Origin of the sequence: Actinotalea solisilvae, from assembly GCF_016464425.1 — a bacterium.
In the GTDB taxonomy this organism is placed as follows: Bacteria; Actinomycetota; Actinomycetes; order Actinomycetales; family Cellulomonadaceae; genus Actinotalea; species Actinotalea solisilvae.
Window position 1 is genome coordinate 77356 of the sequence record NZ_JADDKQ010000007.1, and the last position, 25312, is coordinate 102667.

The 25312-nt window shown below is 75.5% G+C and carries 26 protein-coding genes and 1 pseudogene; 11 read left to right on the forward strand and 16 right to left on the reverse strand.

Going from position 1 to position 25312, the window contains the following annotated elements; all coding sequences use genetic code 11:
- Nucleotides 1-6 precede the first annotated feature (6 nt).
- On the forward strand, nucleotides 7-336 hold the full coding sequence (locus tag JIG38_RS07260) for a hypothetical protein (RefSeq protein ID WP_199423100.1): 330 nt from the start codon (nucleotides 7-9) through the stop codon (nucleotides 334-336).
- A gap of 25 nt (nucleotides 337-361) precedes the next feature.
- On the opposite strand, the gene JIG38_RS07265 is transcribed toward JIG38_RS07260, so the two are convergent.
- The 6 genes from JIG38_RS07265 to JIG38_RS07290 all read right to left on the reverse strand — a co-directional run bounded on the left by JIG38_RS07265 (nucleotide 362) and on the right by JIG38_RS07290 (nucleotide 5527).
- Nucleotides 362-1348 carry a hypothetical protein gene (locus JIG38_RS07265; protein ID WP_199423101.1) on the reverse strand — a complete coding sequence of 329 codons (987 nt, stop codon included), beginning with the start codon at nucleotides 1346-1348 and terminating at the stop codon, nucleotides 362-364.
- A gap of 93 nt (nucleotides 1349-1441) precedes the next feature.
- The gene (locus JIG38_RS07270) at nucleotides 1442-2710 is read right to left on the reverse strand and encodes an RNA polymerase sigma factor (protein ID WP_307844662.1); all 1269 of its coding nucleotides are present in this window, start codon (nucleotides 2708-2710) and stop codon (nucleotides 1442-1444) included.
- Nucleotides 2707-3057, reverse strand: coding sequence for a YciI family protein (locus JIG38_RS20955; protein WP_199423102.1), 351 nt, complete (start codon nucleotides 3055-3057; stop codon nucleotides 2707-2709). Before JIG38_RS20955 ends, JIG38_RS07270 begins: the two co-directional genes overlap by 4 nt.
- On the reverse strand, nucleotides 3054-3455 hold the full coding sequence (locus tag JIG38_RS07280) for a YciI family protein (RefSeq protein WP_199423103.1): 402 nt from the start codon (nucleotides 3453-3455) through the stop codon (nucleotides 3054-3056). The genes JIG38_RS20955 and JIG38_RS07280 overlap by 4 nt, the downstream gene beginning before the upstream one ends.
- 97 nt (nucleotides 3456-3552) lie before the next feature.
- Nucleotides 3553-4794 carry a sensor domain-containing phosphodiesterase gene (locus tag JIG38_RS20960; RefSeq protein ID WP_199423104.1) on the reverse strand — a complete coding sequence of 414 codons (1242 nt, stop codon included), beginning with the start codon at nucleotides 4792-4794 and terminating at the stop codon, nucleotides 3553-3555.
- Between the two features lie 133 nt (nucleotides 4795-4927).
- Nucleotides 4928-5527, reverse strand: coding sequence for a YdeI/OmpD-associated family protein (locus JIG38_RS07290; RefSeq protein ID WP_199423105.1), 600 nt, complete (start codon nucleotides 5525-5527; stop codon nucleotides 4928-4930).
- 214 nt (nucleotides 5528-5741) lie between these two features.
- On the opposite strand from JIG38_RS07290, the gene JIG38_RS07295 reads away from it, so the two are divergent.
- Both JIG38_RS07295 and JIG38_RS07300 read left to right on the forward strand, forming a co-directional pair.
- A complete protein-coding gene (locus tag JIG38_RS07295; protein ID WP_233404603.1) occupies nucleotides 5742-6950 on the forward strand; it encodes a VOC family protein in 1209 nt (402 codons plus the stop codon).
- Nucleotides 6951-7053: 103 nt separating this feature from the next.
- Entirely contained in the window at nucleotides 7054-7980 is a 927-nt protein-coding gene (locus tag JIG38_RS07300) for a DUF7916 family protein (RefSeq protein WP_199423106.1), read from the forward strand.
- A gap of 30 nt (nucleotides 7981-8010) precedes the next feature.
- On the opposite strand, the gene JIG38_RS07305 is transcribed toward JIG38_RS07300, so the two are convergent.
- Nucleotides 8011-9753: a lipase family protein gene (locus JIG38_RS07305; protein ID WP_199423107.1), complete on the reverse strand. Its 1743-nt coding sequence runs from the start codon at nucleotides 9751-9753 to the stop codon at nucleotides 8011-8013.
- Nucleotides 9754-9920: 167 nt separating this feature from the next.
- On the opposite strand from JIG38_RS07305, the gene JIG38_RS07310 reads away from it, so the two are divergent.
- The gene (locus tag JIG38_RS07310; RefSeq protein WP_199423108.1) at nucleotides 9921-10358 is read left to right on the forward strand and encodes a VOC family protein; all 438 of its coding nucleotides are present in this window, start codon (nucleotides 9921-9923) and stop codon (nucleotides 10356-10358) included.
- 16 nt (nucleotides 10359-10374) lie between these two features.
- Here JIG38_RS07310 and JIG38_RS07315 read toward each other — a convergent pair whose 3' ends face one another.
- The 4 genes from JIG38_RS07315 to JIG38_RS07330 form a co-directional block, all read right to left on the reverse strand.
- The gene (locus tag JIG38_RS07315) at nucleotides 10375-12054 is read right to left on the reverse strand and encodes a cutinase family protein (RefSeq protein WP_199423109.1); all 1680 of its coding nucleotides are present in this window, start codon (nucleotides 12052-12054) and stop codon (nucleotides 10375-10377) included.
- Between the two features lie 255 nt (nucleotides 12055-12309).
- Entirely contained in the window at nucleotides 12310-13134 is an 825-nt protein-coding gene (locus JIG38_RS07320; RefSeq protein ID WP_199423110.1) for an ABC transporter permease, read from the reverse strand.
- On the reverse strand, nucleotides 13131-14201 hold the full coding sequence (locus JIG38_RS07325) for an ATP-binding cassette domain-containing protein (RefSeq protein WP_199423111.1): 1071 nt from the start codon (nucleotides 14199-14201) through the stop codon (nucleotides 13131-13133). Before JIG38_RS07325 ends, JIG38_RS07320 begins: the two co-directional genes overlap by 4 nt.
- A gap of 186 nt (nucleotides 14202-14387) precedes the next feature.
- A complete protein-coding gene (locus JIG38_RS07330) occupies nucleotides 14388-15041 on the reverse strand; it encodes a PadR family transcriptional regulator (protein WP_199423112.1) in 654 nt (217 codons plus the stop codon).
- Nucleotides 15042-15174: 133 nt separating this feature from the next.
- Between JIG38_RS07330 and JIG38_RS21225 the strand changes: the two are divergent.
- From JIG38_RS21225 to JIG38_RS07345, 4 genes and pseudogenes are all read left to right on the forward strand, one after another.
- Nucleotides 15175-16110: pseudogene (locus JIG38_RS21225) on the forward strand (DUF4118 domain-containing protein); the annotation flags it as partial.
- Nucleotides 16111-16256: 146 nt separating this feature from the next.
- Nucleotides 16257-16607: a sensor histidine kinase gene (locus JIG38_RS21230; protein ID WP_372419877.1), complete on the forward strand. Its 351-nt coding sequence runs from the start codon at nucleotides 16257-16259 to the stop codon at nucleotides 16605-16607.
- Nucleotides 16604-17305 (forward strand): response regulator, encoded by a 702-nt coding sequence (locus tag JIG38_RS07340; RefSeq protein WP_199423114.1) that lies wholly within the window; start codon nucleotides 16604-16606, stop codon nucleotides 17303-17305. Before JIG38_RS21230 ends, JIG38_RS07340 begins: the two co-directional genes overlap by 4 nt.
- A 150-nt stretch (nucleotides 17306-17455) precedes the next feature.
- The gene (locus JIG38_RS07345) at nucleotides 17456-18892 is read left to right on the forward strand and encodes a TrkH family potassium uptake protein (RefSeq protein ID WP_307844663.1); all 1437 of its coding nucleotides are present in this window, start codon (nucleotides 17456-17458) and stop codon (nucleotides 18890-18892) included.
- A gap of 11 nt (nucleotides 18893-18903) precedes the next feature.
- Here JIG38_RS07345 and JIG38_RS07350 read toward each other — a convergent pair whose 3' ends face one another.
- Nucleotides 18904-19308 carry a DUF6069 family protein gene (locus tag JIG38_RS07350; RefSeq protein ID WP_199423115.1) on the reverse strand — a complete coding sequence of 135 codons (405 nt, stop codon included), beginning with the start codon at nucleotides 19306-19308 and terminating at the stop codon, nucleotides 18904-18906.
- Between the two features lie 107 nt (nucleotides 19309-19415).
- On the opposite strand from JIG38_RS07350, the gene JIG38_RS07355 reads away from it, so the two are divergent.
- Nucleotides 19416-19871 carry a MarR family winged helix-turn-helix transcriptional regulator gene (locus JIG38_RS07355; protein WP_199423116.1) on the forward strand — a complete coding sequence of 152 codons (456 nt, stop codon included), beginning with the start codon at nucleotides 19416-19418 and terminating at the stop codon, nucleotides 19869-19871.
- A gap of 88 nt (nucleotides 19872-19959) precedes the next feature.
- Entirely contained in the window at nucleotides 19960-20715 is a 756-nt protein-coding gene (locus JIG38_RS07360; protein ID WP_199423117.1) for a DinB family protein, read from the forward strand.
- 8 nt (nucleotides 20716-20723) lie between these two features.
- Here JIG38_RS07360 and JIG38_RS07365 read toward each other — a convergent pair whose 3' ends face one another.
- On the reverse strand, nucleotides 20724-21197 hold the full coding sequence (locus tag JIG38_RS07365) for a type II toxin-antitoxin system RatA family toxin (protein WP_199423118.1): 474 nt from the start codon (nucleotides 21195-21197) through the stop codon (nucleotides 20724-20726).
- Nucleotides 21198-21354: 157 nt separating this feature from the next.
- Here JIG38_RS07365 and JIG38_RS07370 point away from each other — a divergent pair, with 157 nt between their 5' ends.
- Nucleotides 21355-22377 carry a zinc-dependent alcohol dehydrogenase family protein gene (locus JIG38_RS07370; RefSeq protein WP_199423119.1) on the forward strand — a complete coding sequence of 341 codons (1023 nt, stop codon included), beginning with the start codon at nucleotides 21355-21357 and terminating at the stop codon, nucleotides 22375-22377.
- Nucleotides 22378-22400: 23 nt separating this feature from the next.
- Here JIG38_RS07370 and JIG38_RS07375 read toward each other — a convergent pair whose 3' ends face one another.
- The 3 genes from JIG38_RS07375 to JIG38_RS07385 form a co-directional block, all read right to left on the reverse strand.
- Nucleotides 22401-23042: a winged helix-turn-helix transcriptional regulator gene (locus tag JIG38_RS07375; protein WP_199423120.1), complete on the reverse strand. Its 642-nt coding sequence runs from the start codon at nucleotides 23040-23042 to the stop codon at nucleotides 22401-22403.
- A 6-nt stretch (nucleotides 23043-23048) separates the two neighbouring features.
- Nucleotides 23049-23483 carry a VOC family protein gene (locus JIG38_RS07380; RefSeq protein ID WP_199423121.1) on the reverse strand — a complete coding sequence of 145 codons (435 nt, stop codon included), beginning with the start codon at nucleotides 23481-23483 and terminating at the stop codon, nucleotides 23049-23051.
- Between the two features lie 141 nt (nucleotides 23484-23624).
- Complete coding sequence (locus tag JIG38_RS07385; RefSeq protein ID WP_199423122.1) at nucleotides 23625-25280, reverse strand: tetratricopeptide repeat protein; 1656 nt, start codon at nucleotides 25278-25280, stop codon at nucleotides 23625-23627.
- Between the last annotated feature and the right edge of the window lie 32 nt (nucleotides 25281-25312).

Here is a 25312-nt window from a genome sequence, read left to right on the forward strand (position 1 = left end):
GTCGAGATGCACCTGCACGCGCTCACCGTCGTCACCGAGGTCCTGGCGTCCGGCTCGTCCGGCGACGACGGGACCAACATCGCGTGGCTGCTGCTCCTCGCGGGCCCGCTGTTCTACGGCGTCATGTACCTGCGCTACCGCAACGCCGACAAGCGTCACAAGCACGAGAGCGAGACCCGTGCCTCGATGCACGACGTGCGGGCGGCGGACCACTACAACCGCTCGCTCCAGGGCCTCTCGGACTCGCGCATGAAGGGCGCCAACAACCGCGCCGTGCGCGGCGCGCAGACCACCGGCGGGGTCGCCGGGATGATCGGCGGGATCATCCAGGACTGAGGCCCGGCGGAGTGCCGAAGGTAGGTCAGGGCAGCTCTCGCCGCGCCGGAGCAGGACGGTCGGGCGGCGCCGCGGCTCGGTTCCGTCCGGGACCCGTCCGCCGAGTGATCAGGCGCTGCGCCGCGATGCCCGCGGCGGCGACGGCCAGGGCCACGAGCAGCCGCGGCACGACCAGGTCGGGCGCGGACGCCGCCGCTCGGAAGACACCCAGCCCGTAGTCGACCATCTCCGTCGGGTACGGCAGCAGCACCCGTGAGCCCACTGCCGCGGTCACCGCGGTGAGGGCAGCAGGAACGAGCCAGAGCAGGGTCAGAGCGGCGACGGCGGCGACCACCCGCGCGCGCGTGCCGAGCCCTCCCCAGCCGATCGTCGCGCCGACGAGCGTCGCGGGGAGCCAGGGGAGGAGGGTGACCAGGACCGACGTCATGAGCCCACCGGGGGGCGTTCCGAGCGGCACCAGGAGGGCCGACAGCCAGGGCATGACGAGGAGTGCCGCGATGCTCAGCCCGATCACCGCTCCGGCGCGAGGCGGCGCGGAGACGAGCCAGAGCACCCCCAGCCCGGTGAGGAGTGCCATGCCCACCACGCCGACCAGTGCCGCGACGTAGAGCGTCGAGGCGGTGCGCTCCGTCAGCCCGGCGGCGACGGTCATGACGGCCTGCACCGCGGCGACGAGATGAACGCCCAGCACGCCGCCACCGACGGCGAGCGCCGCCCGGCGAGGACGACGCCGCCCGATCACCCTCAGCGTGATGCCCCCCACGCCGTACGCCAGCACGAGCAGGCTGAGGATCTCCACGACGAGGTACTGGTTCAGCGGCAGCAGCGCGATCGGCATGTCCTCGGGGCGGGTCTCGACCGCCCACAGGTTCTGCAGCGGGAGGTGCATGCCGGTGACCAGCCAGGGCAGCAGCGCGAGCAGCGCGAACCCTGCGCCGATGCCGAGGCAGGCGAGGTGGCTCAGGCGTGAGACGGGCGGCGCGGGTGCGGGTGCGGTGTCCTCCGTGATCACGGGGGGACCCTAGCCGCCCGGGGGGGCGTCGCGTCGTGAGACGGAACGCCGCTCGTGGACCGACAGGCGTGCCCGAGGCGTCGTCGTGCCCGGTCAGGCGCGGCGGTCGGCGTCGTCCTCGGCGAGCGCGGCTGCCGCGCGGGCCTCGAGGTGGCGGCGCTCGGTGTCGCTGCGGACGAGCTCGAGCGCGCGGCCGAACGCCTGCGCCGCCTCCGGGCGCCGCCCGAGCCGCAGCAGCAGCTCGCCACGCACGGCCGGCAGGCGGTGGTGGTGCGGGAGCGCCTCGTCCAGCCCGTCGAGCAGCGCGAGGCCGGCCGCGGGGCCCGCGGCCTCGGCGACGGCGACCGCGCGCGCGAGCCGCACGACGGGCGAGCCGGTGTGCGCCTCGAGCGCCGCGTAGTGGGCCGCGACGACGGTCCAGCGGGTGTCCGCGGGTGTCGCCGCTGTCGCGTGCTCGGCCGCGACGAGCGCCTGGAGCCGGTACTCCTCGGCGAGGCCGGACGCGGGCGGCAGGCTGCCCAGGACGTCGAGGCCCGCAGCGATCTCGTCCCGGCGCCAGAGCGACCTGTCCTGCTCCGGGAGCAGCACGAGGCCGCCCTCGGCGTCGAGCCGCGCGTCGCGCCGCGAGTGCTGGAGCAGCAGCAGCGCGAGCAGCGCGCGCACGACGGCGCGTCCGGGCAGCTGCGCGTCGAGCAGCCGGACGAGCCGGATCGCCTCGTCGCCGAGGTCGACGCGCAGCCCGCGGTCCCGCGGGCCGGGGTGGTAGCCCGCGGTGAAGACGAGGTAGAGCACGGTCGCGACGACGTCGAGCCGCTCGTCGAGCCGCTCGGGCGGGGGCGTGACGAACGGGATGCCCGCGGTCGCGAGGCGCTTCTTGGCGCGGGTGAGGCGGGCGGCCGCCGTCGTCTCCTGGAGCAGGAGCAGCGCCGCGAGGTCCGGCACGTCGAGGCCGACGACGAAGCGGAGGGTGAGGGCGACGCGGGCGTCGGGCGCGAGCGCCGGGTGACAGCACGTGAAGATGAGGCGGAGCCGCTCGTCGGCCAGGTGCGCGCCCGGGTCCGTGGTCGCGGCCGCCTGCGCGCGCAGGTCGGCGTCGACCACCATGACCGGCACCTTGCGACGGTGCACGGCCTCGGTGCGCAGCACGTCGAGGGCGCGCCGGCGCGCGGCGGTGAGCAGCCAAGCACCCGGCGAGGCGGGCACGCCCGACCGCGGCCACGTGCGCGCGGCCGCGGCGAACGCGTCCGCGACGGCGTCCTCGGCGAGGTCCGGCCGCGCGGTCTGCCCGACCATGAGCGCGACGAGCCGGCCCCAGTGCTCGCGCCAGGCGAGCTCCAGGGCCGGCGTCGCGTCGTGGGTCACGCGTCGGTCATGTCCGCGACGGGGCGGATCTCGATCGTGTACTCGGGCAGCAGCCGGACCCACTCCGTCACCGCGTCGAGGTCCGGCGCCTCGACGAGGTAGAACCCGCCGAGCTGCTCGGTCGTCTCGGCGAACGGGCCCTCGGTCACGTCGACGTGCTCGCCCCGGCGCCGCACCCTCGTCGCCGACGCGACGCCGACGAGCGCCTCGCCGCCGAGGATTGCGCCGCCGCCCGCGGGCACGGCGGCCGAGAAGGCGTCGTGCTGCGTGAAGTACTCGGCCTGCTCCGCGGGGCTCGCGTCCCGCCACACGGTCTCGTCCTGGTAGAGGAGGACGACGAACCTCACGACGCCGCCTCGGCGCCGGCGAGGGCGGCGTCGGGCTGCTCGCTCGACGGCACGACGGGCCGGATCTCGACCGCGCCGGTGCCGACCAGCATCGCGGCGAGCTCCGCGAGGTCGCGCACGTCCGCGGTGCGGACCTGGTAGAAGCCCCCGAGCTGCTCGACCGTCTCGGTGAACGGCCCCTCGGTGACCTGGACGGCGTCGCCGCTCCGCCGGACGACGAGCGACGTCTCGCTGAGGCGCAGCTCGGCGCCGCCGACGATCTCGTGGCCGCGCTCGGCGCACAGCCGCGAGAACTCTCCGTGCTCGCGGTACGCCTCGGCGATCGCCGCCTCGTCCGCGTCCCGCCAGCCGGCCTCGTCGCCGTGCAGCAGCAGCACGTACTCCTGGGTGGTGGTCATGGGTCCTCCCGGTCTCCGACGACGCCCCTGCGGCCCCGTCGGAAGCATGACGCGCGAGGGGTGCGGAAATCGACAGCCCAGGAGGACGGGTTCGCGGTCAGCCGGCGGGCAGCGGGGCGCGGACCGCGGCCGACGTCGCAGCGGTGCGCTGCGCCGGCACGCCGGGCGCGAGCGGCCCGAGGTCCTCGAGCGGTCCGGGCCGGCCGAAGAACCAGCCCTGCGCCTCGTCGACGCCGAGGGCGCGCAGCTCCGCGACGTCGGCCGCGGTCTCGACGCCCTCCGCGACGACCCCGGTTCCGTGGCCGTGCGCGAACGTCACGAGCGCCGCGACGAGCGTGCGCAGGACGGGGTCCGCGGACAGGCCGTCGACGATGCTCCGGTCGAGCTTGATGACGTCCGGCGCGCACAGGACGATGTGCCGCAGCGAGGAGAAGCCCGCGCCGACGTCGTCGATCGCGAGCCGCATGCCCGCGGCGCGCGGTCCGGCGAGCGCCGCCCGGAGCGCCTCGTAGTCCTCGACGGGGTCGTGCTCGGAGAGCTCGAGGACGACCCGGTCGAGCGGGAGGCGCGCGAGCAGGCGGGCGCACGCCGGCGTGAGCAGCGTCTGGGGCGAGACGTTGAGCGCGAGGTGCCCGTCGAGGCGGTCGAGGTGGTCGACGGCGCGCTCGAGTGCGAGGAGCTCGAGGCGGTCGCCGAGGCCGACGTCGTGCGCCTCGGCGAAGACGACGTCGGGCGTAGTGCCCCAGGCCGCGGGGAAGCGGCTCAGTGCCTCCGCGCCCGTGCGCAGGCCGGACGCGAGGTCGACGATCGGCTGGAGGACGACGGTCGGGCCGCCCGCCGCCATCATCGGCAGCAGGCGCGTCTCGATGGCCTCGCGCCGCTCGCGCTCGACGACGCCGGGCTCGATGATCATCGCCGCGGCCGAGGCCAGGACCTTGAGCAGGGCGGCGTCGCGGGCCGAGAGGTCGCGGTCGGGCGTGAGGCCCGCGGCGCAGAAGGTGCCGTAGAGGCGGCCGTCGCTGAGCGTCACGGGTGCGGAGAGGTAGCTGCGCACGTGCGCGAAGCGGGCGGCCGGGAGGCGCCGCGCCTCGGGGTGGTCGCGGACGTCGGGGATGACGTCGGGCAGGCGGCCGTCGAGGATCGCCTGGCAGAAGCTCGTCGACTGCTTGACGGTCGAGCCCTCGCGGAAGAGGAGCGGGAGCGACGTGTCGACCACCTCGAGGTGCTGGGTGGTGCCGTCGAGGCGCGAGAGGAACGAGACGCTCAGGCCGAGGGCCTCCCGCGCGGTGTGCAGCAGCTCGGCCACCTGGGCCTCCGCCTCCGACCGCTGCCGTGCCACGGCGCACTCCGTCCCGGGCGGCCCCACACCTGCCCTCGGAGCCCTATCGGCCGGCGGGCGGTGCCGGTGAGCCGTCCGGGGACCCGGGTGCCGGGTCGGGCCTCCTCGGACCGGTGCTCGTGCTGGTGCCGGGTCAGGCGCCCTCGGGGCGCCGCTTCTGCGGGTACGGCGTGCGGCCCTCGACCAGCGCGGCGACGAACTCGCGGATCTTGCGCTCGCGCGTCTCGGCGCGCTTGACGTCCCTGACGCGGTAGATGATCGCGAACCGGTTCGCGGACGTGAGCACGTCCCACCACGCCTGCGCGCGCGGCTCCGCGGCGACCGCTGCCGCGAGGTCCGCCGGCACCTCGACGGTGGCCGGGCCCGCGTACGCGGCCTCCCAGCGCCCGTCCGCCTGCGCTGCGCGGACCTGCTCGCGGCCTGCCTCCGTCATGCGGCCCTCGGCCTCCAGCTCACCCACGCGCCGGACGTTGAGCGCCGACCAGCGCGAGCGTGCGCGGCGCGGCGTCATGCGCTGGAACGAGGTCTCGGCGTCGCGCGAGCGCCCCTGCCCGTCGATCCACCCGAAGCACAGCGCCTCGAGCACCGCCTGCTCGTAGGTGAGCGTCGTGACGGTGCCGCCCTTCTTCGTCAGGACGAGCCAGACGCCGTCGGGGTCCGCGTGGTTCTCCTCCAGCCAGGCGCGCCAGGCGGCGGCGTCGGGCACGACCAGCTCGGGCAGCTCGGTGGGCATGGGGCCATCGTGCCGGACGCCACCGACACGACGGCGGCGTGCGCCGGGTCGACCTCGAGGATCCTCGCGAGGAGCGCCGGGGATGTCGCCCGGAGTCCACGGACCTGGGCAGGCCGTGGCCCCCGCCCGCCGGGCGGGTCGATACTGGCGCGGCGTCCCGTGGTGCCCGTGCCGTCCGTGTCAGGGCCACGCCGCCCGGAAGGAGTCGTCCGCGATGAGCTCAGCGTCGAGCACGGGAGCGTCGAGCGCGCACGGGCTGGGCACGGACTGGCGCGTGGTCGACGGCGTCGCGACCGCGTGGTTCGAGGCGTCGTCGCTCGCCGCGGGCGCGGCTCTGGCCGGGCGGGCCCTCGAGCTGGCACCCGACGCCGTGGTCGACGTGCGCGCGACCGGGGTGCGCGTGCGGCTCGACGCCGTCGAGCACGCGGAGGCGGTGTCGGCGGCGGCGCGGGAGACCGGCCTGCGCCCGGACCCCGCCGTGCTGCAGGCGCTGGGCGTCGTCCTCGAGTCCCCGGACCCGTCGACGGTGACGCCGTTCTGGCAGCGCGCGCTCGACTACGCGTCCGGGGAGGAGGGCGTGCTGACCGACCCGCTGGGGCGGGACCCGTCGCTGCGGGTCCGCCGGTCCGGCGAGTCGCGGCCGCTGCGCCAGCGGATCCATCTCGACGTGGTGCGTCCGGCGTCGGCCGTCGAGCAGGCGGACCTGGGCGAGCCGTCCGGGCCGTACGGGGTCCGGCTCGCCGACGCGGACGGCAACGAGGTCGACCTCGTCCCGGGTGACGCGATCGGCGAGGACGCCGGGACGTCCGACTGGCACGCGGTGTTCGGCGCGATGGCCTGCTACCGCGTCGCCTCGCCGGAGCAGCAGCGGGACCTCGCCCTGGCCGCGGCCGTCCTCGCCGACGACGCCGGCTTCCCGCTGCTCGTCGACCTGCGCCCCGGGCTCGTGGTGCTCGACAGCGGCAAGGACCAGGGGGAGGCCGACGCCCACGGTCTCGACGTCGACTTCCCCGCGCTCGCCGCGCGGGTCCAGGCAGCCGCGCGCGAGCTCGGCGCCACCGCGGACCCGGCGCTGCCGCGCCTCGTGCAGCTCTTCCTCGACGCCGCCGACGTCGCGGCGGTGCGCGCGTTCTGGGCCGCGGCGCTCGGGTACGTCCACGACCGCCGTGAGGCGCTGACCGACCTCGTCGACCCGCGGCGGCTCGGGCCCGTGCTCGCGTTCCAGGAGATCGACACGTCCGAGACCGAGCGGCTCCGCCAGCGGAACCGGTTCGAGATCGAGCTCGCCGTGCCGGGCGACGTCGCGCAGGCGCGGGTGGACGCCGCCGTCGCGGCCGGTGGCCGGGTGCTCGACGCGGGCGACGGCCGCTGGTGCGTCGCCGATCCCGAGGGGAACGAGCTGGTGGTGGTCGCGGGAGCCTGACGTCGCTGCTCCCACCGTGCCCGACACCTGCTGTGCCGGATGACCTGCTGTGCCGGATGACCTGCTGTGCCCGACGACCTGCTGTGCCCGACGAAGGAGACCCGTGGTCAAGCGCCTCATCGACACCACCGCCCGCGAGCTGGCCGGCTACGGCCGCGCGGACGTCCTCGCCTCGATCCGGGGCAGCGAGGGCCGCGTGCTCGCCGCGGAGATGATCGCGCCCGCGATGGCCGCGGTGCACGACGTCAGCAACCCTGAGCTCGCCGCGGCCATGGGCGCGGACCTGCTCGTCGTCAACCTGCTCGACGTGCAGTCGCCGGCGGTCTTCGCGATCGACGCGGCCCCGGGCGACGTCGTGCGCGAGATCAAGCGACTCACCGGCCGGCTCGTGGCGGTCAACCTCGAGCCGGTCGACCCGCAGGCCGACCGCGCCACGGACGACGACTTCGGCCCCGGCGAGAAGGGCGGCCGCCTCGCGACGCCGGAGAACGTCGCGGCCGCCGTCGCCCTCGGCGTCGACGCGATCGTGCTCACCGGCAACCCCGGCATGGGCGTCACCAACGACTCGCTCGCGCGCGCCGTGCGGAGCGTCCGCGACGCGGTGGGCGACGCCGTCGTGCTCATGGCCGGGCGCATGCACGCGGCGGGCAGCGTGTCGCAGGCCGGCTCGCGACTGGTCGACGACGCGTCGCTCGAGGGCTTCGTCGCGGCGGGCGCCGACGTCGTCCTGCTGCCCGCGCCCGGGACGGTGCCGGGCTGCCACGAGGCGCTCGTGCGCGGCTGGGTCGACACGGTCCACGCCGCGGGCGCGCTGACGATGACGACGGTCGGCACGTCGCAGGAGGGCGCCGACGTCGACACGATCCGGCGGATCGCGCTCATGGCCAAGATGACCGGCACCGACGTGCACCACCTGGGCGACTGCGGCCTCTTCGGCATCGCGCTCCCCGAGAACCTGATGGCGTACAGCATCGCGATCCGCGGCCGGCGTCACACGTACCGCCGGATGGCGATGTCGCTCGCACGCTGACCCGGGCCGGTCCAGGCCAGCGCGCTGCGTTCAGGCGCAGGTGTCCGCGGCCGGCTCACCCGCGCGCCGGGCGAGCGTCCACGCCACCAGGTCGTCGGTGAGCGGAGACGTGGCGGCCACGAGCGAGAGGTGGTCGAGGCCCTCGTACTCGCGGTAGTCGACGGCCTGGCCCGCGGCGCAGCGGGTCGCGACGAACGCGCGCTGCTGGGCGGGGAGCACGAGCGGGTCCGTCGAGCCCTGGGCGAGGAGCACGGGCACCGGTACGTCGCCGTCGGGGCTGTTCGCCGCGAGCAGCGCGCCCACCTCGCCGTCGAGCACGTCGGGCCGCATGACCTCGTCGGTCATCTGCGACGCCGTCGCGAGCGCGGCGACGACGTCGCGGCCCGTGAAGCACAGGTCCTCGATGCGTCGCACGAGCGGCAGGTAGCCGGGCGTGACGACCTCGCGCAGCTCGACGCCGTCGACGTGCTCCGCCCACGACGCCGCGATGTAGGCCGAGACGAGCTTGCCGATGGCCTCGGCGCGCACGCCCTCCGCGAGGGCCGGCAGGTCGCTCGCGGGTGCGAGCGCTGCGACACCGAGCAGCGGCACGTCGGGCGCGTAGTCCCCCGCGAGCATCCCGGTCCACAGCGCGGCGTGGCCGCCCTGCGAGTGGCCCCAGACGACGACGTCGTGCGTGAGGTCGAGCTCCAGCGAGCGCGCCGCGCGCACGGCGTCGAGGACCGCGTGCGCGGTGTCGGGCCCGACGAGGTAGGGGTGCGGGCCGGCGGTGCCGAGGCCCACGTAGTCGGACAGCACGCCGACCCAGCCCGCGGCGACCATGCGCTCGAGGGCGGCCCCGGCGCCGTCCGCGAACGGCTGCGCCGCGAGGGACGGCGCGCACCGCGGGGTCACGCCCGTGGTGCCGTGCGCGACGGCGAGCACGGGCGCCGGTGCCTCGCCCGCGTCGAGCGGCGCCAGCACGGTGCCGCTCGAGACGGCGGCGCGGCCGTCGCCGTCCGTGGTCGTGTAGAGGATGCGCCACGCGCGCGCGCCGTCCGGCACGCCGGTCGTCAGGGGCTCGCTCCGGATCAGCACGCCGGGCTCGTCGGGCACCGCGAGCGGCGGGGAGTAGAACGCGTCGGGCGCCACCCGGACGTCGCCGCGGTGCACGACGACGGTCCCGACGACGAGCGCGACCGAGACGACGAGCGCGCCGGCCGCGGCGGCCCGCTGCAGCGCCCGCCGCGGTGGGCGGGCGGTCCGCGGCGCACGGCCGAGCACGGCGCGCGCGACCGTGACCAGCCCGGTGAGGACCAGCCAGGCGCCGAGGGCCACGCCGATCGCCCACAGCGACAGGCGGGGCCACACGAGGACCACGCCGGCGAGCGCGACCGACGCGACGGCGAGCGCGATGGCCGTCGGCCGGTCGTCGCGGCGCGAGCCCGTCAGCTCGGCGACCGCCGTGGCGACGAGCCCGATCGCGACGAGCAGGACGAGCACGCGCACGGTCGCCGACGACAGGACGACCGCGAGGACGCCGGCGACGACGAGGACGAGGCCCGTGGCCACGTCGACCCGGCGGTCACGCTGCGGCTCGGGGGCGCGGAGCAGGCGTGCGGTCCCGGCGGCCACCAGGCCGGCCGCGACGAGGAGCACGACGGACGCGACGGACGCGGACGCGCGCGCCAGCAGGGCCGCGCCGAGGCCCGTCATCGCCAGACCGACGACGGGTGCCGCGCGGGGAGGCAGGGCGGAGCCCCGCGACCGCGGAGGCGTCGGCCTCGTCCCCATGGCGCGAGCCTAGGGAGAGGCGCCGCCCCCGCGGGGGGGGGGCCCCCCCCCCCCGGGGGGGGGCGGGGGGGGGGGGGGCGCCCGTGGGCGCGCGCCTGGGGCGCGGCGCCGCCGCGGGGGGGGGGTCCCCCCCCCGCGCGGCGGCGTGCCTCGGTAGCGTGCTGTCCATGCCCATCAGGCTCGACAACGTCGCCATCGCCGTCCGGGACCTCGAGGCGGCGATCGCGTTCTTCACCGACCTCGGCCTGACCGAGCTGGGCCGGGGCGAGGTCAGCGGGGAGTGGGCGGACACGGCCGTGGGCCTCGACGGCAACCACGTCCGGCTCGCGATGCTGCAGACCCCGGACGGCCACGGCCGGCTCGAGCTCTTCGAGTACGTCCACCCCGTCGCGATCGAGACCGAGCCGACCCAGCCCCACGAGATCGGCATGCACCGGGTGGCGTTCGCGGTCGACGACCTCGACGAGGCGCTCGCGATCGCCGCCCGGCACGGGTGCCACCCCCTGCGGGGCGTCGCCCGCTACGAGGACGCCTACCTGCTCACCTACGTCCGCGGTCCCAGCGGCATCCTCGTCATGCTCGCGCAGGAGCTGCAGCCGGGCTGAGCCGGCCCTCTCAGGATCAGGGCCGCGTCGACGTGGACGTGATCTGGATCTCCATCCCGTACGCCGACGTGGCGCAGCCCCAGTCGGCGTTGTAGACCTCGTCTGCGCAGCCGGTCACTCGGAGCCTGGTCGAGTCGAACGTGCTGAGGTTGAGCGCCCCGGATGGCAGCGCGTCACTGGTCAGCGCTGTCGGCGGGCCGGCTGACCACCAGTCGAAGTCGAGGACGGGCACGCCGTTGCTCGCCGAGGGGAACATCACGTTCCACTGGAAGGAGTCGCCCCAGGGCGCGTCGGTCGTCGCGATCGTGAACGGCTCCGTCCACGGGTCGCTGGGGTACGTCGTGGCGTACGTGAGGGACCCGACGGCCAGGCTGACGCCGTAGGGAGCTGCGGTGTACCGGTAGACGCCGGACGTGGCGTCGGTGGGGTCCCAGTGGGTGTCCGGCGTGCTGGCGCGGAAGGTGTACGACCCTGTGACGGGTGTGCCGACCTGGATGTCGTCGGGCAGTACCGGGTCGGTGGGCCCGGGGACCGGATTGCCTTCCTCGTCTTCGGCGACCCAACGGCTCGCCTCGGTGACCGTGCCCTGGAAGTCGACGGTGACGTCACCGGTGGGCGGTGGGGGTGGCGGGTCGACGACGGGCTCCTGGACGCGAAAGCTGACGGTGGCGGGCACCCACACCTTCCACGTGCGCCCTTCGACGGCGACGTGGAGGTCGAACGTGCCCTCGGTCGTCGGCGTGCCGGCGATGCGCCCGGTGACCGGGTCGAGCTGGAGGCCGGGTGGCAGCTCACCGGAGTCGATCCGCCACAGCGGCTCGAACCCTGACACGTACATGGTCGCGTGGAGTGTCACGTCGACCGGCTCGCCAGGACGGACCGTGTAGGCGGCGTCCTGGGGGTACGCGGCGCCGAGGGCGAGCTGCGCGAGGCGCTGGCCGAGGTCGGCACCCTTGCCCCACTGGTAGGCGTTGACGTGGATGTCGATGGCCGTCAGTGGACGCGCGGAGCCGCGAGCGGTGTCGCAGACGAGGTCTCCCCGGTCGCACAGGCTCAGGACCCGTCCGCGCAGCTGGGTGGAGATGTTCGGCGGGTTGCGCAGGAGCATGGTCGTGCGAGCTCCGCTGCTGGGCGTCGCGGTGCCGTACTCGTGCGCGATCCAGCCGGGTGGGCGCTCGCGGTCTCCGCTCGCGACCAGGCCGGCTCCGGCGACGCGAGTAAGGATCGCTGCTGATGCTTCGGGCGAGCTCAGGTACTCCTGGACGACCATCGCGCCCTGGGAGTAGCCAGCCAGGACGAGCGTCTGGCTGGGGCATCGGGCGGCCGCGTTGTCGATGTAGACGTCGAGCAGCTGGACGCCGGTGGTGATGCTGCGGATGTACTCGTCGATGCCGCCGGCGGCCGCGAGCGTCTCGACGGGGGCGGCGGTGTAGTCGAGGGCGTGGTAGTCGACGGTGGGTCGGTGGCCGGCGGCGCTCATCGACATCGCGAAGCCGTAGAGGACGTCGTCGACCTGGGCGCCGTACCCGACGCTCTGACCCGAGCCGCGGACGCCGATGAATCGAACCTGAGCGCACGTGGCGTCGTCGGCTGCGGTGGCGGGTGGTGCGATAGCGGCCACCACGGCCAGTGCGGCTGCCGCAGTGAGGGCAGCGGTGCGGCGGTGGAGGAGGGCCTGGCGCGTTCCTGGACGCATGCGCGTGCTCCCGACTCGGGGCGGGTGGTGCGCCGAGCATGACGGCTCGCCGGTCCGGCCGATAGTCGCAATCGGGTGGTTTGTCCGATCTCGTGGGTCCTGTGCGGCCACCGGGCGGTGCTGCGACCGCGGCGTCAGGCGCGGCCGGGGTCCGGGTGCACGCGCCCCGCCACCGGGGAGGGTGACGGGGCGACGGTGGGTGGTCAGCGATGGGCGCGAGTCCCCGCATGACCACGAGGGGCAGGGGCGCGGCCCTCAGGCGTTCTCGCGCCGGAACGTCGACGTGCCCCACCACACGGCGAGCACGAACATGCCCACCGACCAGAGGATGCCCCAGGTCATCGCCGACGCCCCGAAGTCCCCGGCGAAGGAGGCGCGGACGGCGTCGACGACGTGCCGGATGGGCATGAAGTCGCTGACGTCCTGGAGCCACGTCGGCCCGATCGTCATCGGCAGGAGGATCCCCGACAGCAGGAGCACGGGCATCATCACCATGTTGATGACCGGCGCCATGACGTCCTCCGACTTGGTCGTGAGCGCGAGCGCGTTGGACGCCGCCGCGCACGCGCCGCCCAGCAGCAGCGTGATGGCGACGCCGAGCACGATCCCCGTGCCGGAGGCGCGCATGCCCATGAGGTAGCCGAGGCCGACGAGGATGAGCGCCTGCACGAGCAGCTGCAGGAGGTCGCGGTAGAGGCGCCCGACGAGCAGGGCCGTGCGGCTGGCCGGGGTGACGCGCTCGGCCTCGATGACGCCCTCGCGCCACTCGCCGATGAGGCTGAACCCGGCGAAGAAGGCCCCGAAGATGCCGAGCTGCACGAGCATGCCGGGCACGAAGAACGTGTACGCGTTCGTGGCGCCGAACTGGCCGATGAGCGGCTCGAGCAGGGGGCCGAACAGCAGCAGGTAGAGCACCGGCTGGAGCATCCCGATGATGACCCAGGCGGGGTTGCGCAGGTTCATGCGCAGCTGGCGGCGGAACACGATGAAGCTCTCGCGGAAGAACGACGACGGCGTCCCGCCGCGCACGGCGGCCTCCGCGGTCGCGGCGCCGCGCCGGGGTGCGGTGGTGGTGGTCATCGGACGGCCTCTCCGGTGGTCGGGGTCGAGGGGGTGGCGGCGCCCACGACGGCGGGTTCGCGGTCGCCGTCGTCGGTGCGTCCGGTGGGGTCGGTGGCGGACTCGGCGTCGCGCAGGCTGCGGCCCGTGAGGGTGAGGAAGACGTCGTCGAGCGTCGGCCGGAGGACGCCGATCGACTCGAGCTCGATGCCCGCGCCGTCGAGGTCGCGCAGCAGGCCCTGGAGCGAGCGTCCGGCGTGGGGGACGCGCGCCCGGACGTGGGGCCCGTCGACCTCGACGACGTCGCGGCCCGCGACGAGCGTCCCGAGGCGCTCGGCCGCCCGGGACGCGAGCGACGCGTCCGCGAGCTCGAGGTCCACGAGGTCGCCTGCGACCTGCGACTTGAGGTTGTCCGCGGTGTCGGACGCGACGACCCGGCCGCGGTCGATGATGACGATGCGGTCGGACAGCGCGTCGGCCTCGTCGAGGTAGTGCGTCGTGAGCAGCACGGTCACGCCGAGCCGGTCGCGCAGCCCACGGATGTGCTCCCAGAGGTTCGCGCGCGCCTGCGGGTCGAGACCGGTCGTCGGCTCGTCGAGGAACACGAGGTGGGGCTCGTGGATGAGGCCCATGACGATGTCGAGCCGGCGCTTCTGGCCGCCCGACATGTTCTTGGGCATGCGCGTCCACAGCCCCGGCAGGTCCATCTGCTCGAACAGCTCCTTGCCGCGCTGCTCGACGACGCCGCGGGGCAGGCCGTAGAGCATGCCGTGGTCGACCACCTCGTCCCCGGCACGGGCGCCGCTGAACGCCCCGCCGGCCTGCGAGACGTAGCCGATGCTCCGGCGCACCTGCACCGACTGGTGGACGACGTCGTACCCCGCGACGCGCGCGGTGCCCGCCGTGGGGCGCAGCAGCGTCGTGAGCATGCGCAGGGTCGTCGTCTTGCCCGCGCCGTTGGGGCCGAGGAAGCCCACGACCTCGCCCTCGGCGACGTCCAGGTCGACGCCGTCGACGGCGCGGACCTCGGCCTTCTGCCTCCCTTGTCTGGTCTGGAACGTCTGGACCAGCCCGCGTGCCTCGATCATCGGCCCCTCCGCGATCTATTCAAACTTGAACACCGGCCATGCTGGGTGACGCGCCGCTCGCCTGTCAACGCCGTTGCGGACGGCGGTCGGCCCGCCGTCGTGGATTGACCCGGCTGTCGCCGGGAACTCATCGGGAGGATGCCGCAGGGGTCCGACACTCCCTGACCCCTGCGAGGGGCGACGCCGTCAGACGGCGCGCGAGCGGAGCATCGCCGCGTAGCGGTCGCGGTCGTGCGCCATCTGCCAGCCCGGGTCGTCGGCCGGCGGGGACCACGTCGCCGGCTCGCCCGCGAAGCTGAGCTCGCCACGGCGCACCGCGATCGCGAGGTCCCGGACCCACGTGCGCTCGAGCTCCGCGATGCCGAGCTGGAGCTCGAGCACGCGCGCGACGTGCGGGGGTGAGGCGCCCGCCGCCGTCGCGGCGTGGGCGGCGCGGAGCGCCTCGAGGTGCGCACCCAGCGCGGCGGCGCGCGTCTCGAGGTGCCCGGCGACGACGTCGCGCGCGAACAGCGAGCACATGCTCATCGCGGTGTGGACGGGCAGGGGATCGAGGGGGTCGACGGTCGTCATCGCGTGCTCGAACAGCCGGTCGAGCTCGTCCCGCCCCGACGGCGTCGTCGCGTAGACCGCGACCGTGCGGCCGCCGTCCTCGACGTCCTGGCGCACGAGGTGACCCTGCTTCGTGAGCGTGGCGAGGCTCGAGTAGATCGACCCGGGCAGCACGTGCGCCCAGTCGTCGACGCCCCACGAGAGGAGCTCGCGACGGATCTGGTACCCGTTCACGGGCTCGAACAGGCGCACGGCACCGAGCACCAGGAGCCGGGTCTCCGTCGCCGCCATGCCCGGAGTCTAGGTCGCGTCTCACGAGGGGACCGTCGGGGCGCTCCGGGGCCGCCCGGGCGCGGCCTGGCAGTCTGAGTGCGTGACCACGTGGGCGCCCGACATCGACCCCGCCCGTCGGGCCGTGCCTGGGGTGCGCCGCCGGGGCGCGCTCAGCCGGCGCCGCACCGTCGCGGGGTGGCTGCTCGCGACGCTGGGCCCGGCAGCCCTGACGGCGGCCCTGCTCCGGGAGCGCGACGTCCTCGGGCTCCCCACCGACCTCATGATGTTCTTCACGCTCGTCGTGGTGACGGCGCTGGTCGGTGGCCTCGCGCCGTCGCTGGTCTGCGCGGTCCTCGCGGCGTCGCTGCTCAACTACTTCTTCACGGAGCCGACGGGCGGCCTGACGATCGACGACCCGGAGAACGCCCTCGCGCTCATGGTGTTCGCGCTGGTGGCGGGCGCCGTCGCGTCGGTGGTCGGCCTGGCGGAGCGCCGACGCGCCGACGCGCGGGAAGCCCGTGCCGAGGCGACCGCGCTGGCCGACCTGTCGCGCGCCGTCCTCGCCGGGCGCGACTCGCCCGAGGGCGTGGCCGAGGAGCTGGCCCGCCGCTTCGGCTCCGCTCGGGCGCTCGTCCTCACCCGGTCCGCGGAACCGGGCGGCTGGGCGACCGCGGCGTCCTACCCGCCCGGGGCGCCGGCGGGCTCGGACGTCGCCGGTGCGCGTGACGTCCCGCAGCGTGCGGCGGGCGACGTCCTGCTCGCGCTGCCCGGGCACCGCCTCACGGCCGCGGAGGAACGCGTGCTCACGGCGTTCGCGGAGCAGGCCGCCGTCGTGCTCGACCGTGCCCGCCTGCGTCGCGAGGCCGAGCGGGCGCGCGAGCTCGAGCACCTCGACGCCGCGCGCACGGCCATCCTCGCGGCCGTCTCGCACGACCTGCGCACGCCGCTCGCCGCCGTGCGGGCCGCGGTCGACGGGCTGGGGGCGCACGGCCCCGTGCTCGACGCCGACGACCGCGCCGTGCTGGTCGAGGCGATCGACACCGGCACGGCCCGCCTCGAGCGGCTGATCGACGACCTGCTCGACCTCTCGCGGCTCCGCATGGGCGCCGTGCGCCCTCACGTCGAGGCGGTGAGCCTCGAGGAGGTCATCCCCCGGGCGCTCGAAGGGGTCGACCCGCGGCGCGTCGTCCTCGACCTGCCCGACGACCTGCCGCTCGTGCTCACCGACCCGGCCTGCTCGAGCGCGTCGTCGCCAACCTCGCGTCCAACGCGGCGCAGCACGCCCCCGCCGCCTTCCCGGCGCGGGTCACCGCGGCCGTGCGCGGCGGGTCGATGGTGGTCGCCGTGGTGGACCGTGGACCCGGCCTCCGGGGCGACGAGGTCGAGCGCGCGTTCGCGGCGTTCGAGCGCCTGGGCTCGACCCAGGGCCCGCCCCGCGCGGGTCTCGGGCTGGGGCTCGCGGTCGTCCGCGGGCTCGCCGACACGCTCGGTGCGCACGTCGCGGTGCTCCCGACGCCGGGCGGCGGGCTCACCGTCGAGGTCACGGTGCCGGTGGCGGAGCCGACGCTGACGGAACGCGCGTGAGCGGGCACGCGGACCCGGCCCCCGTCGCGCTCGTCGTCGACGACGACGCCGCCCTCCGGCGCGTCCTGGCGATCCACCTTCGCGCGCACGGCTGGGTACCCCTGCTCGCGCGCGACGGCGACGAGGCGGTCGAGCTGGCGCTGGGCGCCGGTCCGGACGTGGTCCTCCTCGACCTGGGCCTGCCCGACCTCGACGGGCTCGAGGTGATCCGACGCATCCGCGCGAGCTCCACCCTGCCGATCGTGGTGCTCTCGGCGCGTCAGGCAGGGGCCGACAAGGTCGACGCGCTCGACCTCGGCGCCGACGACTACGTGACGAAGCCGTTCGCCGTCGAGGAGCTGCTCGCGCGGATGCGCGCCGCCGTGCGCCGGGCGACGCCGGTCGCGGAGCGCGACGGCGCGGTGGTCCGCGCCGGCGCGCTCCGCATCGATCTCGGCGCGAAGCGCGTGCACCGCGGCGACGACGAGGTGCGTCTGACGCCGACCGAGTGGGCCATGCTCGAGGTGCTCGTGCGGCACCGTGGGCGCGTGGTCAGCGGCCCTCGGCTGCTGCAGGAGGTCTGGGGACCGTCCTACCGGACGGAGGGCCACTACCTGCGCGTCTACGCGGCCCAGCTGCGGCGCAAGCTCGAGGACGACCCAGGTCACCCGGTCCACCTGCTCACGCGTCCCGGCCAGGGCTACCTCTTCGACGCCTGACGGGCCCCCGGCGTCAGGAAAACGTCAAGATCTGCGGTCCGGCGCGCACGGCGCGTCCGCCCGGCCGGCGAGCGGGCGGGAGGGTGGAGCCTCCGAGCCGGCGCGACCCGCGACGGCCCCGTCGACGGAGCCCGACCGATGTCACGTGCCGTGGAGGCGAGGGGCGCGTCGCAGGACGGCACGGCCCGCGCGCCCCGCGACGTCGGCACGGTCGCCGCGCACACCGCGGGCGCGACCCCCGGCGGGTTGCTCCGGCGTCTCGTGCCGGGCATGCGTCGCCGGGCCGGCCTGCTCGTCGTCGCCGGCTTCGCCGGGGCGGTGGTGGTGGGGACGCTCCTGCTCCTGGTGCCGGCCACGGCCACGCGGCCGACCACCGTGCTCGAGGCGCTCTTCACGGCGACGTCGGCCGTGTGCGTCACCGGCCTCGTCGTCGTCGACACGGCGACCCACTGGACGCCGCTCGGTCAGGTGGTCGTGCTGCTGCTGATCCAGGCCGGCGGCCTCGGCATCATGACCCTCGCCACGCTGCTGGGCCTGGTCATCCAGCGCCGCCTCGGCCTCGGCTCGCGCCTCGTCGCCGCGGCGTCCACGCGCTCCGTGGGTACCGGCGAGGTCCGTTCGGTCCTGCTGGGGGTCGCCCGGGTCACGGCTGTGTGCGAGGCGGTCGTCGCCGCCCTGCTCACCGTCCGGTTCGCCGTCGCCTACGACATGCCGTTCGGGACAGCCGTGTGGCAGGGCGTGTTCCACGCGGTCTCGGCGTTCAGCAACGCCGGGTTCGGGCTGTATTCCGACAGCCTCGTCCCGTTCGTGGCCGACCCGTGGATCTGCCTGCCCCTCGTCGGCGCCGTCGTCGTCGGGGGCCTCGGCTTCCCGGTGCTCTTCGAGCTGCGCCGCGAGCACCGTCGGCCCCGCCGGTGGAGCATCCACACCAAAATCACGATGCTCATGACCGCCGTGCTGCTGCTCGGCGGCTGGCTCTTCATGCTCGCCGCGGAGTGGAGCAACCCGGCCACCCTCGGCCCCCTGAGCACCCCCGGCAAGCTGCTCGCGGGCTTCGTCGCGGGGGCGATGCCGCGCACGGCCGGCTTCAACAGCGTCGACGTGGGCGCCATGGACGACGGCACGCTGCTCGGCACCGGCGTGCTCATGTTCATCGGTGGCGGGTCGGCGGGCACCGCGGGCGGCATCAAGGTCACGACCTTCGCCGTCCTGCTCGTGGTCATCTGGTCCGAGCTGCGCGGGGACCCCGACGCGACGATCCTCGACCGGCGCATGACCCCGGCGGTGCAGCGGCAGGCCCTCGCGGTCGCCCTCCTCAGCGTCGCCGCGGTGATCATCCCGACCCTCGTCATGACCGCGACCTCCGACCTGTCGCTCGACGAGGTGCTCTTCGAGGTCGTCTCCGCGCTCGCCACGGTCGGCCTGTCGACGGGCATCACGGCCGAGCTCGCGCCCGCGCACCAGCTCCTCCTCGTCGCGCTCATGTTCGTGGGGCGGCTGGGCCCCGTGAGCCTCGGCGCGGCGCTCGCGGTCCGCGAGCGGCAGCGCCTGTTCCGCCTGCCCGAGGGCGCTCCGCTGGTCGGCTGAGCGCCGACCGGTCAGCGCGCCGCGGCCGGGCGCGTGAGGGTGAACCAGGTCGCCCCGACGACCAGGTGCATGAGCGCGAGGGTCGCCGCCGTCGTCGTCTCGGCGGCCATCGTGAACGGCGCGGCGGTCGAGAGGACGGCGACGACGAGGCCCGCCCAGGCCGCGAACCGGCGGAAGCTCGGTCGACGGCGGGCGACGAGCCCGACGACGACCAGGCCGATCGCGAGCGGGACGACGGTCGAGACCGCGACGGCGACGAGGGAGGCGGGCTGTGCCTGGCCGACGTCGAACGTCGCGCCGAGCGCGTCGCCGGCGAGGAAGACCAGGACGTTGACCACGAGCGCGGCGCCGACGCCGATCGCGGCGCGGGCCGGGGTGATCGTTGCGGGCCGGACGGCCGCGGAGGTGAGGGTCATGTCGGCTCCAGAGTTCGACCGGTCAACAGTTGAGTGGACCAAGCATCGCCACCCTAGGCACCCATGGTTGACCGACTCAACCATGGACCGAGGACTAAGATCACCGCATGACCAGCGCTGCCGAGGGCTTCGACCAGGCGCGACGGGTCGCGCAGCTGCTCATCGGCGCCGCCGAGTGCGCCAAGGCCGACTTCGCGGCGATCGTCGGGGAGCTGGACCTGCCGCCGAACCTCGCGCGCGCCGTCGTCGCGCTGGACGAGCCGACACCCATGCGCGACCTGGCGGACCGGCTCGTGTGCGACCGCTCGTACGTCACGGGGATCGCCGACGGCCTCGAGCAGCGCGGCCTCGTGGAGCGCGTGCCGGGCGTCGACCGCCGCATCAAGCTGTTGTCCCTCACCGCTCGCGGGCGCGACGTGCGCGAGCGCGTCATGGCGGGCGTCGCCGGCGGGAGCGTGCTCCTGACCCGCCTGACGCCCGAGCAGCGCGCGACGCTCGAACCTCTGCTCGAGGCCCTCGTGCAGGGGCAGCGCACGGCCCTGCCGGACGCCGCCGCGTCCTGACGCCCACCGCCGTCGTCCGGTCCCTTCCCGCATGTCGGAGGCCGGGACTAGCGTCGCGCCGACGCGATCGCTCGACGAGGAGCACGACATGGCAGCCTTCGGCCGTTCCGACGACCTGCGCGGTGCGCGCTTCGAGGACGTCGACCTCAGCGGGGCGCGGTTCGTGCGCGCCAACCTCTCCGGCGTCGTGGCACGCGGGGCCGACGTCGCCGGCGCCGACATCGACGCGCCGTGGCTCGTCGAGGCCGGCTCCACCTTCCTCGTCAACGGCGTCGACGTGGCGCCGTTCGTCGACGCCGAGCTCGACCGCCGCTTCCCGGGTCGGTCCCAGCGCCGCGCCGCCGACCCGGCGGGCCTGCGGTCGGCCTGGGCCGCGGTGGAGCGCACCTGGGAGGCGACCACGGCGCGGGTCGCGGCCATGCCGCCGGGCACGCCTGACGTCTCCGTCGACGGCGAGTGGTCCTTCGCGCAGACGCTGCGGCACCTCGTCATGGCGACGGACACGTGGCTGCGGCGGGCGGTGCTCGAGGTGGACCAGCCGTACCACCCGATCGGCCAGCCCAACGCCGAGTACGAGAGCGACGGCAACGACCCGTCGGTGTTCGCGCCCGGCGTCCCCGCCTACGACGACGTGCTGGCGGTCCGTGCCGAGCGGGTCGCGATGGTCCGCGACCACCTCGCCTCCGTGACGCCCGAGGACCTCGCGGGCGAGCGCCGCAACCCGTGGGCGCCCGAGTACCCCGAGAGCGTCCTCTCGTGCCTGCACACCATCCTCGAGGAGGAGTGGGAGCACCACCGCTACGCGGTCCGCGACCTCGACACGATCGAGGCCGGGAAGGCCTGACCGCTCGCTCAGGCGGCGACGGCCGCGAGCACCTCCGGGTCGGCGCAGCCGCGCGCGAACCCGGCGATGCGCCGGTCGACGTCGCGCTGGAGGACGACGCGCCCGACGCGCTCGGCGAGCGGCGCGAGCCACCCGGGCCGGCACGTGAAGCTGTACCGCCACACCGCGCGCGTGCCGGCGCCGTCGGGCAGCGCGGTGAAGCGCCACCCGCCCGCCATGACGGCGAAGAACCACGGGCCTTCGACCATCGTCATGCCGACGTTGGTCGGCGGGTGGTACGAGACGTACTCGCTGACCATCCGCAGTCCGGTCCGGTGGTGGGTGAGCGTCCGCACCCCCTTGGCGGGGACCGTCGCGCCGTCGAGGAACCGCTGCCGGCGGATGAACGGGTCCCAGCGCAGCCGCGTCGCCCCGGTCGTCTGCGAGACGGCGAAGGCGACGTCGGGCGGGACGGGCACGTCCACCGACGACTCGACGATCACCCTGCGACCCTACGATCGCTCGGGGCCCGGCGCCGCCGCCGTGCCCCTGGCGCGCCACCCTCGGGTCGCCGGACGGGCCGAACCCTGATGATCTGACCCGTGGGCCGGTCGACTCGCTCCCCGCCCGCACCCAGAGCACCGATCGAGAGGCACCACCATGCGCGCAGTCGTCATGCACGCCCCGGGCGACGTCCGGGTCGACGAGACCGAGCGGCCGAGGATCGTCGAGCCGACCGACGCGATCCTGCGGATCACCGCGACCTGCATCTGCGGGTCGGACCTGTGGCCCTACCGCGGCGCGGACGCCGTCACGCGGCCCCGCGAGATGGGCCACGAGTACGTCGGCGTCGTGGAGGAGGTCGGCCCCGCCGTGCGGACGGTGGGGGTCGGCGACTTCGTCGTCGGGTCCTTCTTCTCGTCGGACAACACGTGCGAGATCTGCGCGTCGGGCTACCAGACGCACTGCGTGCACCGCGGCCCGGGCGCCGACCCGGGCGCGCAGGCCGAGTACGCCCGCATCCCGCACGCCGACGGGACGCTCGTCGCGACGCCCGGCATGCCCGACGACGACCTGGTCCCCTCGCTGCTCGCAGCCTCGGACGTGCTCGGCACGGGCTGGTTCGCCGCGGTCGCCGCCGAGGTCGGGCCGGGCAGGACGGTCGCCGTCGTGGGCGACGGCGCCGTGGGCCTGCTGGGCGTGCTGGCGGCGAGGCGGCTCGGAGCCGAGCGGGTCATCGCGATGTCCCGGCACGCCGACCGGCAGGCGCTCGCGCGCGAGTTCGGTGCGACCGACGTCGTCACCGAGCGCGGCGACGCGGGCGTCGCACGGATCAAGGAGCTCACCGACGGGCTCGGCGCCCACAGCACCATCGAGGCCGTCGGCACCCAGGAGTCGATGCTCCAGGCGATCCGCTCGACGCGTGCGGGCGGGCACGTGGGGTTCGTCGGCGTCGCCCACGGCGTGGAGCTGCCCGGCAACCTCCTCTTCCGCTCGGGCGTGCACCTGCACGGCGGACCGGCGCCCGTGCGCCGCTTCCTTCCCGAGCTCATCCGCATGATCTGGGACCGCGAGATCGACCCCGGCAGGGTCTTCGACCTCACCCTCCCGATCGAGGAGGCCGCCGAGGGCTACCGGGCGATGGACGAGCGACGCGCGATCAAGGTGCTGCTCACGCTCTGAGCCCGTCCGGCCGGCACCGCGCGTCAGGCCGCGAGGTGGAACGTGCGGGCGAAGCGGTCGAGGAGCGCACCGTCCCCGCCGAGCACCTCGACGACGCCGGTCGCGATCGCCCGGTCGGGCGTCAGGGCGCCGGAGATCACCTGCTGGATCCCGGGCCCGGCCGCGAACGCGACGTCGGCGCGGCCCCCGCCGCGCACGACGTCGAGCGTCGGGCCGTCCACGCGCACGAGCAGCCCGGAGGGGGCGAGCTGCGCGGCGTACGCCGTCTGGGGCAACGCCGCCGCGACCTGCGGGCGGAACGCCGTGCGCAGCGTCACCGCGAGCGCGTCCGCCGTGAGGAGCTGGTCCTCGCGCGGCTCGACGAGCGCCTTGAAGCCCCACGCCCCGAGGGCGAGGACGACGGGCTCCAGCTCGCGGCCGTAGGGCGTCAGCTCGTAGACGATGACGCGCGAGCGCGGCGCGCGGCGCAGGATGCCCGCCTCCTGCAGCTCCTTGAGCCGCGCCGCCAGGATGTTGCTCGGGATGCGGGGGAGCCCCGCGGCGAGCTCGCCGTAGCGGCGCGGCCCGACGAGCAGGTCGCGGACGATGAGCAGGGCCCAGCGCTCACCCACGAGCTCGAGAGCGCGGGTGATGCCGCAGTACTGCCCGTACTCGCGCGCGGCCACGGGCGCTCAGGCCTGCTGCGCTGCGAAGGCCTCGGGGCCGTTCTCGGACGCCGCGGGGTCCATCCAGCCGAACTCGACCAGGTTGCCGTCCGGGTCCGTGAGCTGGCGCTGGTACATGAAGCCGTAGTCCGAGGCCGGGCGCTCCTCCGTGCCGCCGGCGGTGAGTCCGGAGGCGACGGCGGCGTCGACCGCCTCGCGGCTGTCGACGAAGACGGCGAGGGCCGCGGACACCGTCTCGGCGGGGTTGCCGAGGGGGCGGTCGGAGAACGTCTGGAAGTACTCGCGCGTGAGGAGCATGACCGCGCTGTGGTCCTCCTCGACGACGACGCACGCGGCGTTGTGGTCGGTGAACAGCGCGTTGATGCGGAACCCGAGCGCCTCGTAGAAGGCCTTCGCGCGCTCGAGGTCGGTCACCGGCAGGTTGACGAACATCGCGGTCATGGTGGGGCTCCTTCGCCTCCGCTGTGCCTGGGTCGTGCGGACGACCCGACGCTTGCAAAAAACAAGTGCCTCGTCAAGGGCGCGGCAGGGTCGAGGGCCGCCCTCGCGAGGCTGGTCCCGGGGCGCGCGTCGATCGCCGCGTCACCCGCGGTCGGTCAGGGCCCGCACGAGCCCGGCGTCGAGGTCGAGCCACATCGCGACGGCGACCACCGCCGCCACGGCGAGCACGTAGGCCAGCGCCACCGCGAGGTCCACGCCCTGGCGCAGACGCACCCCGCGGTAGGCCCGGCCCGCGGCGGCGACCAGCCCGGCGAGGACCACGACCACCTCGAGGACGGCCACGGCCACCGCGAGGACGGTGCCGGCGGCGCGTCCCTGGTCGGGCGCGACGGCGAGCACCGCGAGCGTGACCGCGACGGTCGCTGCGGGCGCTGCCTCCGCGGTCCGCGCCAGGACGCCGCGGGGACCGGCGCGATCACCGGCTCCCCGGGTCGCGGCGACGACGACCGGGAGGAGGGCGGGGTTCGTCACCGCCAGCCGGGCGTGGGCCGTGAGGAAGGGCAGGGGCGAGAAGCCGACCAGCACCTCGACCCCCGGCTCCCCCCGGTCGCTGCGCGGGACGGTCGCGACGGGGACGTCCTCGAGCCAGCGCCATGCCGCGGCGAGCGCGAGGGCCACCGCAGCACCGCCGAGCGCCACCCGGCCGAGCGTGCTGCCGGTCCACCAGCCCGCGGCCCAGGGCCACGTCGCGAGGGCCACGACCACGACGGTGGCGACGAGGAGGCGCCAGAACGTCACGTCCCGCGCCGTCGCCGGCCGCCGGACCTGGTCGCTCCGCCGCGGGCCGGGCTCCACCATCGCGAGCCGGCCGGAGAGGCTCACGCCGAGCAGGGACACGGCCGTGTCGTCCGCCCCGTCGATCCACACGGGCATCCCGCGCAGCGCGGGCTTGGCGGCCAGCACGACGGCGACGAGGGTCGCGAGCGCCGCGACCGCCCACGGCCATCCGGCGAGCCCGCCGTGGAGCACGAGTCCGACCGCGACCCCGACCCCCACCCCTCGGTACCGCGCGAGCCGCACGCGGGCGAAGGGGTCGAGCACCGTGGTCACCGCCGTGACGGTCTCCCAGTCGCCCAGCTCCCCGCCCCGCTCGACGGCCCGCAGCAGCGCACGGTGCGACTCCTTCCACGCCTGGCGCTGCTGCAGGAGGCCCGCCAGCAGCACGCTCGCCGCCGGGACCCCCGCGGCCTCACCACGCCGGGCGGCGGCCTCCGCGCCCGGCGCGTCGCCCCGGGCGAGGAGCGCCCCGACAAGCCCGACCGTCGCCGCCGGCGCGCCGCGCCGCTCGGCGCGCTCCCACGCGCGGACGGCGTCCGCGTGCTCGCCGCGCGCCTCGTGCAGCTGCGCCAGCACGACGGCGGCGTCCGCCGAGCCGGCCGCGTCGCGCGACGAGGCGCGACCGAGGGCGCGTCGCCACAGCGGGCCCTCGCCCGGGGCTGCGGCCTCGTCGAGGGCCGCGAGGGCGACCGCGGCGAACAGGGAGCCACCGGCGTCGGCGCTGCGGGCGCCCGTGACGTAGGCGTCGAGGTCGCCGTCGCGGCGGTAGTCCGCCCAGGCGACGAGGTAGGCGGCGTCGGCGGACCCGTCCTCCGCCGCGCGCGTCCACGCCTCGTACGCCCCGGCCGGGTCGCCGCGCGCCGTCAGGACCAGACCCAGCTCGTGGCCCGCCGCCGCGGAGCCGTTCTCGACGGCGGCGCGCAGCGCCGCCTCGTGCGCGTCCGACGTGTCCGGCGGCACCAGAAGGTCGGCCGGGACGCGGGACGGCGGCC

Coding starts and splice junctions, on each gene's coding strand:
- JIG38_RS07305 (WP_199423107.1), bottom strand. CDS start 9,753: ATGGGGACGAGGCCGACGCCTCCGCGGTCGCGGGGCTCCGCCCTGCCT.
- JIG38_RS07320 (WP_199423110.1), bottom strand. CDS start 13,134: ATGACCACCACCACCGCACCCCGGCGCGGCGCCGCGACCGCGGAGGCC.
- JIG38_RS07310 (WP_199423108.1), top strand. CDS start 9,921: ATGCCCATCAGGCTCGACAACGTCGCCATCGCCGTCCGGGACCTCGAG.
- JIG38_RS07370 (WP_199423119.1), top strand. CDS start 21,355: ATGCGCGCAGTCGTCATGCACGCCCCGGGCGACGTCCGGGTCGACGAG.
- JIG38_RS07380 (WP_199423121.1), bottom strand. CDS start 23,483: ATGACCGCGATGTTCGTCAACCTGCCGGTGACCGACCTCGAGCGCGCG.
- JIG38_RS07290 (WP_199423105.1), bottom strand. CDS start 5,527: ATGCCCACCGAGCTGCCCGAGCTGGTCGTGCCCGACGCCGCCGCCTGG.
- JIG38_RS07355 (WP_199423116.1), top strand. CDS start 19,416: ATGACCAGCGCTGCCGAGGGCTTCGACCAGGCGCGACGGGTCGCGCAG.
- JIG38_RS07315 (WP_199423109.1), bottom strand. CDS start 12,054: ATGCGTCCAGGAACGCGCCAGGCCCTCCTCCACCGCCGCACCGCTGCC.
- JIG38_RS07325 (WP_199423111.1), bottom strand. CDS start 14,201: ATGATCGAGGCACGCGGGCTGGTCCAGACGTTCCAGACCAGACAAGGG.
- JIG38_RS07360 (WP_199423117.1), top strand. CDS start 19,960: ATGGCAGCCTTCGGCCGTTCCGACGACCTGCGCGGTGCGCGCTTCGAG.
- JIG38_RS07260 (WP_199423100.1), top strand. CDS start 7: ATGCACCTGCACGCGCTCACCGTCGTCACCGAGGTCCTGGCGTCCGGC.
- JIG38_RS07295 (WP_233404603.1), top strand. CDS start 5,742: ATGAGCTCAGCGTCGAGCACGGGAGCGTCGAGCGCGCACGGGCTGGGC.
- JIG38_RS07330 (WP_199423112.1), bottom strand. CDS start 15,041: ATGGCGGCGACGGAGACCCGGCTCCTGGTGCTCGGTGCCGTGCGCCTG.
- JIG38_RS07350 (WP_199423115.1), bottom strand. CDS start 19,308: ATGACCCTCACCTCCGCGGCCGTCCGGCCCGCAACGATCACCCCGGCC.
- JIG38_RS07280 (WP_199423103.1), bottom strand. CDS start 3,455: ATGACCACCACCCAGGAGTACGTGCTGCTGCTGCACGGCGACGAGGCC.